Genomic DNA, 12,593 nt, shown 5'->3' with positions numbered 1-12,593 from the left:
GGAAAGCCTCGGTTCCTCGGAGTGTGGCGAACGGCTCGCGGATCAGGCGCCTGCTGTCCGGGCGTCGAGTTCGGTCAGGGCGGCGACGGCCAGCCTCCGGGCCAGGACCACCTTGAAGCCGTTGTCGCGCAGAGGTGCGGCGGAGGCCAGTTCGGCGTCCACCGCGCGGGTGAGGACGTCCTCGGTCGCCCGGGCTCCGCGGATCATGTCCTCGGCGACGCGCGCTCGCCACGGCCGGTGGGCGAGCCCACCGAACGCGAGCGCCACGCGGTCCACCCGGCCGTCGCGGACACACAGCACCGCCGCGACGGAGACCAGGGCGAAGGCGTACGAGGCGCGGTCCCGTGCCTTGCGGTAGAGCGACACGGCACCGTCCGGCGCGGGAGGCAGCACCACTTCGGTGAGCAGCTCCCCGGGGCGGATCACCGTGTCCTGGTCGGGGTTGTCGCCCGGCAGCCGGTGGAAGTCGGTCAGCGGGACGGTCCGCTCGCCCTCCGGCCCGTGCAACTGGACCGTGGCGTCGAGGGCCGCGAGGGCGACCGCCATGTCGGAGGGGTGGGTGGCCACGCAGTGCTGCGAGTGGCCCAGCACCGCGAGATCGCGGTGCGCGCCCTCGCGTGCGGGACAGCCGGACCCCGGAAGCCGCTTGTTGCAGGGTTTGGAGACGTCCTGGAAGTAGGGGCAACGGGTGCGCTGAAGCAGGTTCCCACCGGTGGTGGCGGTGTTGCGCAACTGCCCCGACGCGCCGGCCAGCAGGGCCTGGGACAGGGCGGGGTAGTGGCGCCGTACGTCGGGATGGGCGGCGAGGTCGCTGTTGCGTACGGTCGCGCCGATCCGGAGCCCCCCGTCGCCTGTGGGGGTCACCCGGTCGAGCGGCAGCCGCGTGACGTCGATGAGCAGCTGGGGCGACTCCACCCCGAGCTTCATCAGATCGACCAGGTTGGTTCCGCCGCCGAGGAAGCGTGAACCAGGGTGTCCGGCGCCGGCACGGACGGCCTCGGCCACCGATCCGGGGCGCAGATAGGCGAAGGGCTTCACGGGGCCACGTCCTCGATCGCTTCGACGATATGGGGGTAGGCGCCGCACCGGCAGAGGTTGCCGCTCATGCGTTCGCGGATCTCGCCGGCGTCCAGTGGCATCGGACCTTCCGAGGCGAGCGCCGTCCACGGGGTCACGTGGGAGGGGAAGCCGTCCTCGGCCTCGCCGAGCATGCCCGCGGCGGAACAGATCTGCCCCGGGGTGCAGTATCCGCACTGGAGCGCGTCCCTGTCCACGAAGGCGCTCTGCAGCGGATGCGGCTCGTCGCCGGTGGCCAGTCCTTCGACGGTGGTGATGTGCGCGTCCTGCTGGGCGACGGCCAGGAGGAGGCAGCTGTTGGCGCGCCGCCCGTCGACGAGGACGGTGCAGGCCCCGCACTGCCCGTGGTCGCAGCCCTTCTTGGCGCCGGTGAGTCCGAGGTGCTCCCGCAGCACGTCCAGCAGTGTGGTGCGGTGATCGAGCGTCAGGGTCCGTTCCTCACCGTTGACGTGGAGGGTGAAGGTGGAACGGTCGCCGGCGGTGGGGGCCCGTGCCTCGTCCGTGCCGAGAGCCCCCAAGGTGTCGTCCATCTACGCGTGCCTTCCTGGTCGGGTGCGGTCGCCGTGGTCACACAGGGCGGTGGCTCTCCAGCCGCAGACGGATCTCCTGTTCCTGGTCCCCCGCCGCCGTCCCGACGAGCCGGACGGAGAAGGCTTCCGCCAGGAGGATTCGGAGCCGGTCGACAGCCCAGTAACCGCCCTGCGCCTCGACCATCACCGGCACGGAGAGCTGCTCGGGCCCCTGCCCGGACCTCGTCTCGGAGACGTCGACGGTCGCCGTCCACACGGTGGGGCGGGTGTCGGACGCCTCCTGCGGTGTATCGCTCTCGGGACGGTCCGACACGAAGGCGCGGCGCAGCACGTCGAAGACCGTGCGCGCGTCCTCCTTCGGGCAGCCGGTCACGGCGACCACGACATCGCCGCTCTCATGGTGTGCCTGTGTCTGTTCCTTCGTGCTGTTCACCCTGGTTCCTTTCGGTGGGGGCGTCCGAACGCCGCTCGCGGGACTTCCGCCGTACCGGCACCGAGCGGTCGTCGGCCGCGGCCCGTGACGCCACGGTCGCGCACTCCTCGTGCGTCCTGGGCCCTACTCCAGGCTCACCCCACGGCTCGGTGTCGGCGACACGAGCGGCGCCCGCGCCGGGACGGAGGGCGGGCGTCGGACGGCTCCGGTCCCCCGTCGCGGGCGTCCGCGGCCGGGACGAGGAGCGGGGCCCGCATGTCCGGCGTGTCCCCGGGCACTCGACGGAAGACGCGCGGACGGGTGAGTCCTGGGCCGGTTCCCTGGCTTCGGTGACGCACTCGACCGGGTCGCGGAAGCCTGCCCTGTGATCATCGTGTAGCCGATTCGAACCATATGAAACACATTTACCTTGACATCGCCATAAAACATGAATTCATGTCAATGGCTGTCTGTGATCGACTCCCTGGGGTATGCGCCATGCATGGACGTAACGAACGGAGCAAGGGACACGCTCGCCGCCACCCTCGCCGACGACGGACCGGGCGCGGTGGGTGTGATCGTGGGTGTGGTCGGACTCGCCGTGGTGGTTCTGCTGGTCGGCGCCTTCTGGTTCGGCATGCGGCGCCGTGACAAGGAGTCGCCGCCCCCGCGCCCCGAGGAACAGCCGCCCCGTCCGGACCACCGGACCGAGATCCAGGAGAGCGGCCGGCACCATGCGGACGACTTCCCGGAGGACGGCAGGGCGATGACCCCGTACGAACTCAGCGATCACGGCAGCGAGCCGGCCCGGCCGCCGGAGGACGACGAACGACGTGACTGAGTCAGGTTCCGCACGGCTGTCCGGGCCCGCACAGGAGCGTGTACGGACAGCCGTCCCCGGATCCGCGACCCCAGGCCTTCGATCGGAGGAACATGAAGACGGGGGGCATATGAACCAGCCCGAGTCGGACCGCAGGACCCGCGTCACCGTCCTCGTCGCGCTCGCCGCCAATCTCGTCATCGCGGCGGCGAAGACCGTCGGGGGACTCCTCTCGGGGTCCCCCGCTCTCCTGTCCGAGGCCGCGCACTCCGTGGCGGACAGTGTCAACGAGGTGTTCCTGCTGGCGGCACTGCGGCGAAGTCACCGTCCGCCCGATGCCCGTCACCCCTTCGGGTACGGCAAGGAGCGGTACTTCTGGTCGCTGCTCGCCGCCGTCGGCATCTTCGTCGTGGGGGGCTGCTTCTCGTTCTACCAGGGCTTCGAGGCACTGGGCCGGAACGATCAGGAGTCGTCGGGCGGGTACACGGTCGGCCTGATCGTCCTCGCGGTCGCGCTGCTCGCCGAGGGCGGCTCCCTGGTGCGGGCTCTGCTGCAGCTGCGCCGGGAGAAGGACGCCGGCCGCGACCCGGCCCTGCGCACGGTCATCGCCGAGGACAGCACGGCCGTGCTGGGCGTCCTGCTGGCCATGGCGGGAATGGTGCTCCACCTGGTCACGGGCAGTGTCGTCTGGGAGGCGTCGGCCTCCCTGGGGATCGGGCTGCTGCTGGTCTACGTCGCCTTCCGGCTCGGCAGGGACGCCCGCGACCGGCTGATCGGGGAGTCCGCCGACCCGGAACTGCGGCGCGGCGTGGAGGAGCTGCTCACCTCGCAGGCGGAGATCGACAACGTGGCGGCACTGTTCACCATGGGTCTGGGACTCGACTCCGTGCTGGTGGCGGCCAGGGTCGATCTGGCACCCGGCATCGACAGCGAGGAGGTGGAGCGGGTCTCCGTCCGGATCAAGCGGTCGATAGGCGGCAACTGGCCGGAGGCGGAGCACGTCTTCCTCGACATCACGAACGCTCCCCCTCGGGGCGGGGTCTGATCACCTTCCCCGCGTGTTGCGGGAGTCGCCCGGGCACATGAGGCTGGTCCTGGCCGCGCGGCACCGAAGAGGGCATGCCGCAGAACGATAGGGCAGTGGACCATGACCTCCAGCGATCCGCGGACCGCGCCGGAACCGGCGGTCCTGAGCGGTGCGAGCGCTCCGTGCTGGGTCCATCTGGTGACCCGCGACCTCGAGGACGCACAGCGCTTCTACAGCGCCGTCCTCGGCTGGACCTTCCGCCCCGGACCTCTGGGCAGGGAGTTCGTGATGGCGCGCTCCCAGGGGGTGCCGGTGGCCGGGATCGGCGCCGTCGCGTCCGCCTACCAGGTGGCCGTCGCCTGGATGCCGTACTTCTCGGTCCGCGACGCGGACGTCGTGACCGACCGGATCCGCGAGCGCAGCGGGACCGTCGGCGTGGGACCGCTGACCGTCGGACAGGGACGAGCCGTGCTGGCGGCCGACCGCGACGGCGCCTCCTTCGGCGTCTGGGAATGGACGGGCCGGGCCGCCACCCTCGCACCGTCCGGCAACCGGGCCCACGCCTGGCTCCGGCTGCGCACACGGGACGCGTTCGACGCCGCGATCTTCTACGGCGAGGTACTCGGATGGGAGAGCGGGGAGCCGGGAGGCTGTGAGGTGGCGTATGTCAAGGAGGAGGTCCTCGTACGCTGCAACGGCCGTCCCCTGGCCCGGATCAGCTCCGGTGCGGTGGAAGCCGCCCCCGATCCGCAGGTGCGGCCGCACTGGCAGGTGCAGTTCCCGGTCGCGGACGTGAACTCGACCGTCGAGGCGGCGCGGGGGAACGGGGGGACGCTCATGGAGCTGCGGGACGTGCAGCACGGCAGTGAGGCGACCCTGCGGGATCCGGACGGCGGGCTCTTCACCGTGACGGACGTACGAGGCCCCGCCGACCCGGACGACGGCTGAGGACTCAGGGCTCCCGGTCCCCGGCGTCCTCGGCCCCGTCCGTGTCATCTGCCGCCCCGTTCCCGCTCCGGGCGATCGCCCGGAGCGGGAACACGAACCAGCACAGCGCGAACCACAGAGCCATCCCGCCCACCAGCCACAGCGCCACCACGTTGTGCAGCGCCACGCGCATGATCAGCAACAGGGTGCAGCACATGGTGCAGAAGAGGAGGGCCAGCCCCAGCTTGGTGAGGCGGGATGCCCAGGTCACCGTCTGCTGCTTCATCCGGCGCCCGGTGAGCAGCCGGTGGTACGACACGGGTCCGATGAGCGCGGCGGCGGTCGCCGATCCGAGCATGACGGTCACCACGTAGATGTTCCGGTCGGTCGTGGAGAGATCGGCGAAGCGGGGCTGGAAGACCACGGCGAGCAGGAATCCGAAGAGGATCTGGACGCCGGTCTGCGCGACCCGGAGTTCCTGCAGGATCTCTCCCCACTGCCGGTCGGCCCGCTCCTCCTCGGTCTCCCTCCGCCCGCTGCGCGGGTTGACCGTGTTCTCGCCTCTGCCGCTTCCGTCACGGCCCGTGGTTATCTGTCCCATGGCATGCCTCCGCCACCTCGTAGAGGTGTACTGGTGCCCCGCGGATCCCCGGTGAATCGCGGTGCCGCCGGGCCGTGGCCGCTGGACGGCGTACCCCGCCGGTTCCAGCCGATCACGGCCGCCGGGTGAGACCTCGACTCCTTGTGACGACACGCCTAGGATCGGGGTACGGCATCGCGCGTCGGTCACCGTCCGGGTGAGGCGTGGAGGTAGCCCGTGAGATGCCTTCTGGAGGCATTCCACCGTGTCCGTCGAGTTGAATCACACCATCGTCCACTGCCGGGACAACCGCGAGTCCGCGAGATTCCTGGCGCACATCCTGGGACTGACCCCCGGGGCGGAGTGGGGCCCGTTCATCCCGCTCGTCCTCTCCAACGGCGTCACCCTGGACTTCGCCACCGTTCCCGCCGAGTCGATCACGGTGCAGCACTACGCCTTCCTCGTATCGGAGGCCGAGTTCGACACCTCGTTCGAGCGCATCCGGACCGAGGGGATCACCTACTGGGCCGATCCCCACCGGAAGCACCCCGGGGAGATCAATCACAACGACGGCGGGCGCGGGGTCTACTTCCCCGATCCCAGCGGTCACGGGATGGAACTGATCACCCGGCCTTACGGCGGCTGGTCGTAGCACTCCCCCGTCCGCCGGCGGGATCCGCTCCGGGTGCTACGGGCGTTCCGTGGGCAGGACCAGCTCCGGCCGGTCCCACATCACCGCCGGCGGACGGGCTTCGACGGTTCCTGTGCGTTCGGCGCCCATGCTGCGGTAGAAGCCCTCGGCGGGCGGGTGCGCGACCACGCGTACGAAGGCCAGGCCCGCCCCGCGCGCCTCCTCCCGGAGATGGGACACGAGGAGCCTGCCGATGCCCCTCCCCTGCACGTCGTCCGCGACGAACATCAGATCGAGCTCGGGAGGGGACAGGATCAGGGAGTAGAAGCCGAGCACACGGCCGTCCCCGTCCACCGCGACATGCACCTCGTGGGCCTCGATGTAGTCCGGGCCGACCTTGTACCCGGCGACCATCGGCGCGTAGGGCCCCTCGTAGGCGCGTGAGGAGGTGACCAGGCGGGTGAGCCGTCTGGCGTCCCGCGCGACAGCCCGCCGCACGCCGACTTCGCCGCCCCGCCCGACGGTAATGCTCGATCTCATACCGCGAGTATTACGCACGCGCGGCACGGGGGATGCGCCCGCCCCTCAGCGGTCGCCCCTCGCGGCCTGCCACCGCGCGACGGCGGTGTCGATGTCCAACGGCTTGAGGTTCAGCGGCGGCCCTTCCGGCGGCCTGGCGAGCGCCGCACGGATCGCGTCGTTCGCGCCCTGCAGAATGCGCCGGACCTCGGCCTCCGACCTCGCTCCGGCCGCCTCCTCCTGGGCGTCCTCCACCGCCTTCCGCAGCGCCAGCGACGGCGGGAGGGCGGACAGCCCCTCGCGCTCCATCTTCGCCTTGATCCACCACATGGGGTCGTACGGCTTGTCGAGGCCCGGCAGCGGCTTGCCCGCACCCGGCAGGTCGGCGAAGGCGCCGCGCTGTTCCGCCTCACGGATCTGCCGGTCCACCCAGGTCTCGAAGCCGACGCCGGCGGGCTTGCGTTCGGTCACTCCGCGCCCCTCTCGCAACTCGTTCCGGACGAAGCCGTGTTCGGCCTGCCCCGCCCCGGCCGTGCGGCACGTTCCAGGATACCGGCGGCCCCGGCCGCTCCTCGGGATCGGAGGCCACGAGCACGGCTCGATCCGGAAGAAACGGCCTCGGCGGCATGAACCCGGCTCAGGGGGTAACACGGCTGGTGCACAGAGCCCGGGCCGAGCGCGGAACCGGGCCCGGACCGGAAGGGGTTGACGAGAGTGGAACAGCACGACGCACCGAACGCCGGCCGACGGGAGCGTCGGCCATGACCACTGTGCTGATCGTTGTCGCCGTACTCCTGGTAGCGGCGCTCGCCTTCTTCCTCGTCCGCGGACGAGGAACCGGCGGACACGGGCTGCGGCGACGCTTCGGACCCGAGTACGACCGGACCGTCGCCCGCCATGACGGCGACACGAAGGCGGCCGAGCACGAACTGGCCGAGCGCGTGAAGCAGCACGGCTCGCTGTCCGAGCAGCCCCTGTCGGCGGAGGCGCGCGAGGAGTACGCCCGCCGGTGGACCGAGGTGCAGGAGCAGTTCATCGACTCCCCCAAGGACGCCGTCGTCGCGGCGGACGCCCTGCTGGCCCGGCTGGCCCGGGACCGGGGCTTCCCGGACGGCGCCGGCTTCGAGGAGCAGACGGCCGCGCTCTCCGTCCACCACGCCCATGAGGTCGACGGCTACCGCAGGGTGCACACGGCGGTTCGAGGCCAGGGTGACACCGAGGAGATGCGGAAGGCCCTGATCGAGTCCCGGGCACTGTTCGACGTGCTCCTCGCGGACGCACCGGACACCCGCACCGGGACGGACCGACACGAAGCGAAGAAAGGCAGTGCGACAGCATGACAGACCGCATCGAACGCACCGACGAAACCGTTCCGGCCGCTGAGCACCCCCGCGGCGACGCCGCCGCGAACGGCGCCAAGCACGAGACCGCGCCCGCCGCGGAGCCGGGCAGAAGGCCGGGCAGGACGCCGGACTCCGACCTCTCGGCGGCTCCGGAGCACACACCCGCAGCGAGGCCCGGCAAGGCGCACGGCGAGAAGCCCGGCGCGACCGCCGGACTCACCGCCGGCGAGGACAAGGGCCCGAACCCCAAGCGCACGGGAAGCGGCGAACCTGCCGTGCCTCCCGCCCCGCGCACCGCACCCGCGATTCCGCCGACGGCCGGGCGGACCGGCCGTGACGTGACCGCCGGCACGGCTGGGCCCCTGGTGCCGCGTGACGACCAGGACAAGCTGGCGCAGCGGATGCAGCACGCCGTCACCGACTTCGTCGAGAGCCCGCGCCGGGCCGTCGAGGAGGCGGAGAGCACGTTCGACCAGATCGTCTCGGGCCTGACCGAGGCGCTCACCGAACGCAAGCGTGTGCTGCGTGCGAGCTGGCAGGAGCAGGACACCGAGGCGCAGACCGAGGAGCTGCGGATCGCGCTCCAGCGCTACCGCGACCTCAGCGAACAGCTGCTGAAGATCTGAGCGGCTCACCACCGGCGACGGGCCCGGTGCCGCGTCCTTTGACGCGGCACCGGGCCCGTCCGTGTCCCGCGCGCCCCGGAAGGGCGAACCGTCAGACGGGTACGGCCAGGTCGGCTCGGAGCCGCTCGGCCACGGCGGGGGGAAGGCGCAACGCCTTGACGAGGTATCCGTCGAGTCCGCCCCAGCGCTCGTTCATCGCGTCCAGGGCGGCATCGAGGTAACGGGGGCGGGCCTCGATGACCGCCGAGGCGATGTCCGGGTCCCCGCCCTCGTCGAGGAAGCGCCGGACTGCCGGTCCGTAGGCCGCCCGCACCGCCCGGTTGACCGCGAGGAACTCGGCCCGCACCACCTCGCGTGAGGCACCGGCCAGCATGAGCAGCAGCGCGGTGGCCCAGCCGGTCCGGTCCTTGCCCGTCGCGCAGTGGAAGAGCAGGGGACGTGACCGGGGGTCGGCGACTGTGTCGAGGAAGGCCCGGTAGGCGGCGGCGGCGCCCGGGGAGAGCACCATCTTGCGGTAGGTCTGAGCGAAGAGCTCCTCCGCCTTCCCCCCACCGAGCAGGGCGTTCGCCCCCTCGGGGTCCCCGAGGAGGGCCCTCAGCCTCGCCGGGGACACCCCCGGATTGTCGCCCAGGACGTCCGCCACGAAGAGCCTTGCGCCGGCCGGCAGCCGGTCAGGGGCCCATCGGCGCTCCTCGGCGGTACGCAGGTCGACGACGGTACGGATACCGAGGGCGGCGACCGCCATGTCGTGTTCGGCGTCGAAGTCGCTCAGCTGACCCGAGCGCAGGAGTATTCCCTGTCTCAGGCGGCGGGTGCGCCCCAGGGCGATACCGCCCAGGTCGCGAAGGTTGACAACGGTGGAGGCGGGGACGGCCCGGGCGGTCTGCACGATGAATGCCTCTTTCCCGACAGACAGCAGGTCGGAATCAACGTCGCACGGCGTGCGAGTGGCGACAAAAGGACGATGAGGTGCCGAAGTTCCTTCCGGCGGCGGTCAGTCGGCGAGAATCCTCGTCTTCTGCTCCGCGAACTCCGCATCGGTGAGAACGCCCCGCTGCCTCAGGTCCGCGAGCCTCTCCAGGAGGGTGATCACGTCGTCCCCGCCGTCGGCCGGCACCCGCTCGTGCGCCAGGAGCCGCCCTCCCGCCTCCTGGACCACACGGGTGAGTGGAACCGACCAGAGGTCCTCCCACGCGATCAGCGCGGCGGAGCTCTCGGCGGGCAGGCGTTCGAGGACCTCGAGGTCGGTGATCCGCGGCAGACCGGCGGGCGGGGCGTCAGGGCGCTCGAACGACACCAGACCCGCCGGGTCCATCTCCCGCAGCTCCACCGGCCGGGGAGCGCCTTCGCCCGCTCTGCGGGCGAAGGCGAGATCGAGGATGCGCACCGCTTCGGACGCGACCGCGTCGGACAGCACGGGCGCGATCACGTCGGCGAAGCTTCCGCCGGGAAAGGTGACGACGAGGTACTCCACGGGTCCCACGGCCACGGTGCGTCCTTCCCCTGCGGTTCTGGGTCGACAGCAGCATAACTTCGGACAATCAGTGACGCACTGTGAAATATCGATCCACTGTGCGACCGCAACCTCCCGAGCGTGGTCAGGAATCGAGAAGCAGAGGCTGCGCACCCCCCGTAGCGTGAGGCGCAGGGCCGCGCGGGCGGCCCGCGAGCAGATGGAGAGACGACGAGCATGGCCACGAGGAAGAGCACGGGGCCGTCCGGGCCGCAGGACTCCGACAACCACGACCGCATCCGTGTGCACGGCGCCCGAGTGAACAACCTGAAGGACGTCAGCGTCGAGATCCCCAAGCGGCGGCTGACGGTGTTCACCGGCGTGTCCGGCTCGGGCAAGAGCTCCCTGGTGTTCGGCACGATCGCCGCCGAGTCGCAGCGGCTGATCAACGAGACCTACAGCGCCTTCGTGCAGGGTTTCATGCCCACGCTCGCGCGGCCGGAGGTCGACGTACTCGAAGGGCTGACCACCGCGATCAGCGTCGACCAGCAGCGGATGGGCGCCGACCCACGGTCCACGGTGGGAACGGCGACGGATGCCAACGCCATGCTGAGGATCCTGTTCAGCAGGCTCGCCACGCCTCACATCGGCCCGCCCAGCGCGTACTCCTTCAACACGGCCTCGGTCCGGGCGAGCGGCGCGATCACGGTCGAGCGCGGCAACAGGACGAAGGCCCAGAAGGCGACCTTCCAGCGCACCGGCGGAATGTGCACGCGCTGCGAGGGCCGGGGCTCGGTCTCCGACATCGACCTCACCCAGCTCTACGACGACTCCAAGTCTCTCGCGGAGGGGGCCTTCACCATCCCCGGCTGGAAGTCGGACAGCCAGTGGACCGTGCAGGTCTACGCCCAGTCCGGCTTCGTCGACCCCGACAAGCCGATCCGCAAGTACACCAAGAAGGAGTTGCGGGACTTTCTGTACGGGGAACCGGTCAAGGTCAAGGTGAACGGCGTCAACCTCACCTACGAGGGGCTCATCCCCAAGATCCAGAAGTCGTTCCTGTCCAAGGACAAGGAAGCGATGCAGCCGCACATCCGCGCCTTCGTGGAACGGGCGGTCACCTTCACGACCTGCCCCGAGTGCGACGGCACCCGGCTCAGCGAGGGCGCCCGGTCGTCCAGGATCGAGCGCGTCAGCATCGCCGACGCGTGCGCGATGGAGATCCGTGACCTCGCCACGTGGGTCTCCGCCCTGGACGAGCCGTCCGTCGCCCCCCTCCTCGACTCCCTGCGCCACACGCTCGACTCGTTCGTGGAGATCGGTCTCGGATACCTCTCGCTGGACCGACCGGCGGGCACGCTCTCCGGCGGCGAGGCGCAGCGGGTCAAGATGGTTCGCCACCTGGGCTCCTCACTCACCGATGTCACCTATGTCTTCGACGAGCCCACCATCGGGCTGCACCCGCACGACATCGAGCGGATGAACAACCTGCTGCTCAGGCTGCGCGACAAGGGCAACACCGTTCTCGTCGTCGAGCACAAACCGGAGACGATCGCGATCGCCGACCACGTGGTCGACCTCGGGCCCGGCGCCGGTTCCGGTGGAGGCACCGTCTGCTTCCAGGGCACCGTCGCGGGGCTGCGGGCCGGTGACACCATCACCGGGCGCCATTTCGACGACCGTGCGACGGTCAAGGAGACCGTGCGCGAGGCCACCGGCGCCCTCGAGATCCGCGGCGCGACGGCGAACAACCTGCGCAAGGTGGACGTCGACATCCCCCTCGGGGTGCTCGTCGCGGTCACCGGGGTCGCCGGTTCCGGCAAGAGCTCCCTGGTCCACCGGTCGATCCCGGCGGGCGAGGGCGTGGTGACGGTCGACCAGAGTCCGATCCGTGGTTCGCGGCGCAGCAATCCGGCGACGTACACCGGGCTGCTCGACCCGATCCGCAAGGCGTTCGCCAAGGAGAACGGTGTCAAGCCGGCGCTCTTCAGCGCCAACTCCGAGGGCGCGTGCCCCACCTGCAACGGCGCGGGCGTCATCTACATGGACCTGGCCATGATGGCGGGCGTCGCCACCCCGTGCGAGGACTGCGAGGGCAAGCGGTTCCAGGCCGCGGTGCTGGAGTACCGGCTCGGCGGCCGTGACATCAGCGAGGTGCTGGCGATGTCGGTGGCCGAGGCCGAGGAGTTCTTCGGCACGGGCGAGGCCCACCTTCCGGCCGCGCATCGCGTCCTGGCCCGTCTCTCGGATGTCGGCCTCGGCTACCTCAGCCTCGGGCAGCCGCTCACCACGCTCTCCGGGGGAGAGCGGCAACGCCTCAAGCTGGCCACCCACATGGGCGACAAGGGCGGCGTGTACGTTCTCGACGAGCCGACCACCGGTCTTCATCTCGCCGACGTCGAGCAGCTGCTCGGCCTGCTCGACCGGCTCGTGGATTCCGGGAAGTCGGTGATCGTGGTCGAGCACCACCAAGCCGTGATGGCGCACGCCGACTGGATCATCGACCTCGGCCCGGGCGCCGGCCACGACGGAGGCAAGGTGGTCTTCGAGGGCACCCCGGCCGACCTCGTCAAGGCCCGGTCCACTCTCACGGGGGACCATCTCGCCGCGTACGTCGGCGGCTGACCGGGGCGGCTCCATCGCGGCCG

General features: G+C 70.9%; 15 protein-coding genes. 7 read left to right on the top strand and 8 right to left on the bottom strand.

The genetic code is table 11. The annotated features are described in order from the left end of the window. Positions 1-42: 42 nt before the first annotated feature. The 3 genes from ACGFNN_RS07430 to ACGFNN_RS07420 are packed head-to-tail and all read right to left on the bottom strand — an operon-like array spanning position 43 to position 2,040. Positions 43-1,038 carry an FAD binding domain-containing protein gene (locus tag ACGFNN_RS07430; RefSeq protein WP_393553774.1) on the bottom strand — a complete coding sequence of 332 codons (996 nt, stop codon included), beginning with the start codon at positions 1,036-1,038 and terminating at the stop codon, positions 43-45. Then, a complete protein-coding gene (locus tag ACGFNN_RS07425; protein ID WP_393553772.1) occupies positions 1,035-1,607 on the bottom strand; it encodes a 2Fe-2S iron-sulfur cluster-binding protein in 573 nt (190 codons plus the stop codon). Before ACGFNN_RS07425 ends, ACGFNN_RS07430 begins: the two co-directional genes overlap by 4 nt. A gap of 37 nt (positions 1,608-1,644) precedes the next feature. After that, positions 1,645-2,040, bottom strand: coding sequence for a hypothetical protein (locus ACGFNN_RS07420; protein WP_362543766.1), 396 nt, complete (start codon positions 2,038-2,040; stop codon positions 1,645-1,647). A 481-nt stretch (positions 2,041-2,521) separates the two neighbouring features. On the opposite strand from ACGFNN_RS07420, the gene ACGFNN_RS07415 reads away from it, so the two are divergent. From ACGFNN_RS07415 to ACGFNN_RS07405, 3 genes are all read left to right on the top strand, one after another. Then, complete coding sequence (locus ACGFNN_RS07415; protein ID WP_362675005.1) at positions 2,522-2,860, top strand: DUF6479 family protein; 339 nt, start codon at positions 2,522-2,524, stop codon at positions 2,858-2,860. A 109-nt stretch (positions 2,861-2,969) separates the two neighbouring features. Then, on the top strand, positions 2,970-3,884 hold the full coding sequence (locus ACGFNN_RS07410; RefSeq protein WP_393553770.1) for a cation diffusion facilitator family transporter: 915 nt from the start codon (positions 2,970-2,972) through the stop codon (positions 3,882-3,884). A 102-nt stretch (positions 3,885-3,986) separates the two neighbouring features. Continuing rightward, positions 3,987-4,814, top strand: coding sequence for a VOC family protein (locus tag ACGFNN_RS07405; RefSeq protein WP_362543757.1), 828 nt, complete (start codon positions 3,987-3,989; stop codon positions 4,812-4,814). Between the two features lie 4 nt (positions 4,815-4,818). Here ACGFNN_RS07405 and ACGFNN_RS07400 read toward each other — a convergent pair whose 3' ends face one another. Further along, on the bottom strand, positions 4,819-5,394 hold the full coding sequence (locus ACGFNN_RS07400; protein ID WP_393553768.1) for a DUF6328 family protein: 576 nt from the start codon (positions 5,392-5,394) through the stop codon (positions 4,819-4,821). Between the two features lie 244 nt (positions 5,395-5,638). On the opposite strand from ACGFNN_RS07400, the gene ACGFNN_RS07395 reads away from it, so the two are divergent. Next, positions 5,639-6,025, top strand: coding sequence for a VOC family protein (locus ACGFNN_RS07395; RefSeq protein WP_393553766.1), 387 nt, complete (start codon positions 5,639-5,641; stop codon positions 6,023-6,025). Positions 6,026-6,061: 36 nt separating this feature from the next. Here ACGFNN_RS07395 and ACGFNN_RS07390 read toward each other — a convergent pair whose 3' ends face one another. Together ACGFNN_RS07390 and ACGFNN_RS07385 are read right to left on the bottom strand one after the other, a co-directional pair. Further along, on the bottom strand, positions 6,062-6,544 hold the full coding sequence (locus ACGFNN_RS07390) for a GNAT family N-acetyltransferase (RefSeq protein ID WP_393553765.1): 483 nt from the start codon (positions 6,542-6,544) through the stop codon (positions 6,062-6,064). Positions 6,545-6,589: 45 nt separating this feature from the next. Beyond that, positions 6,590-6,994: a DUF1992 domain-containing protein gene (locus ACGFNN_RS07385; protein ID WP_393553764.1), complete on the bottom strand. Its 405-nt coding sequence runs from the start codon at positions 6,992-6,994 to the stop codon at positions 6,590-6,592. A 290-nt stretch (positions 6,995-7,284) separates the two neighbouring features. On the opposite strand from ACGFNN_RS07385, the gene ACGFNN_RS07380 reads away from it, so the two are divergent. Then, positions 7,285-7,863: a hypothetical protein gene (locus ACGFNN_RS07380; RefSeq protein WP_365519773.1), complete on the top strand. Its 579-nt coding sequence runs from the start codon at positions 7,285-7,287 to the stop codon at positions 7,861-7,863. Then, positions 7,860-8,492, top strand: a complete 633-nt coding sequence (locus ACGFNN_RS07375) for a hypothetical protein (RefSeq protein WP_393553763.1) — start codon at positions 7,860-7,862, stop codon at positions 8,490-8,492. Before ACGFNN_RS07380 ends, ACGFNN_RS07375 begins: the two co-directional genes overlap by 4 nt. Before the next feature lie 91 nt (positions 8,493-8,583). Here ACGFNN_RS07375 and ACGFNN_RS07370 read toward each other — a convergent pair whose 3' ends face one another. Both ACGFNN_RS07370 and ACGFNN_RS07365 read right to left on the bottom strand, forming a co-directional pair. After that, positions 8,584-9,381, bottom strand: coding sequence for a tyrosine-protein phosphatase (locus tag ACGFNN_RS07370; RefSeq protein ID WP_393553762.1), 798 nt, complete (start codon positions 9,379-9,381; stop codon positions 8,584-8,586). 105 nt (positions 9,382-9,486) lie between these two features. Beyond that, the gene (locus ACGFNN_RS07365; RefSeq protein ID WP_393553761.1) at positions 9,487-9,981 is read right to left on the bottom strand and encodes a DUF6325 family protein; all 495 of its coding nucleotides are present in this window, start codon (positions 9,979-9,981) and stop codon (positions 9,487-9,489) included. A gap of 201 nt (positions 9,982-10,182) precedes the next feature. Here ACGFNN_RS07365 and ACGFNN_RS07360 point away from each other — a divergent pair, with 201 nt between their 5' ends. After that, a complete protein-coding gene (locus ACGFNN_RS07360; protein ID WP_393553760.1) occupies positions 10,183-12,570 on the top strand; it encodes an ATP-binding cassette domain-containing protein in 2,388 nt (795 codons plus the stop codon). The last annotated feature ends 23 nt before the right edge of the window (positions 12,571-12,593 follow it).

The organism is Streptomyces sp. NPDC048590 (genome assembly GCF_043199535.1).
GTDB lineage: Bacteria > Actinomycetota > Actinomycetes > Streptomycetales > Streptomycetaceae > Streptomyces.
Note: the sequence above shows the minus strand (reverse complement) of the source record. Positions and strands in the feature narration are given on the sequence as shown.

Bases quoted from the DNA above. Each gene is read 5' to 3' on its own strand.
- ACGFNN_RS07425 (WP_393553772.1), bottom strand. From the start codon at position 1,607: ATGGACGACACCTTGGGGGCTCTCGGCACGGACGAGGCACGGGCCCCC.
- ACGFNN_RS07415 (WP_362675005.1), top strand. From the start codon at position 2,522: ATGGACGTAACGAACGGAGCAAGGGACACGCTCGCCGCCACCCTCGCC.
- ACGFNN_RS07410 (WP_393553770.1), top strand. From the start codon at position 2,970: ATGAACCAGCCCGAGTCGGACCGCAGGACCCGCGTCACCGTCCTCGTC.
- ACGFNN_RS07405 (WP_362543757.1), top strand. From the start codon at position 3,987: ATGACCTCCAGCGATCCGCGGACCGCGCCGGAACCGGCGGTCCTGAGC.
- ACGFNN_RS07400 (WP_393553768.1), bottom strand. From the start codon at position 5,394: ATGGGACAGATAACCACGGGCCGTGACGGAAGCGGCAGAGGCGAGAAC.
- ACGFNN_RS07390 (WP_393553765.1), bottom strand. From the start codon at position 6,544: ATGAGATCGAGCATTACCGTCGGGCGGGGCGGCGAAGTCGGCGTGCGG.
- ACGFNN_RS07380 (WP_365519773.1), top strand. From the start codon at position 7,285: ATGACCACTGTGCTGATCGTTGTCGCCGTACTCCTGGTAGCGGCGCTC.
- ACGFNN_RS07375 (WP_393553763.1), top strand. From the start codon at position 7,860: ATGACAGACCGCATCGAACGCACCGACGAAACCGTTCCGGCCGCTGAG.
- ACGFNN_RS07360 (WP_393553760.1), top strand. From the start codon at position 10,183: ATGGCCACGAGGAAGAGCACGGGGCCGTCCGGGCCGCAGGACTCCGAC.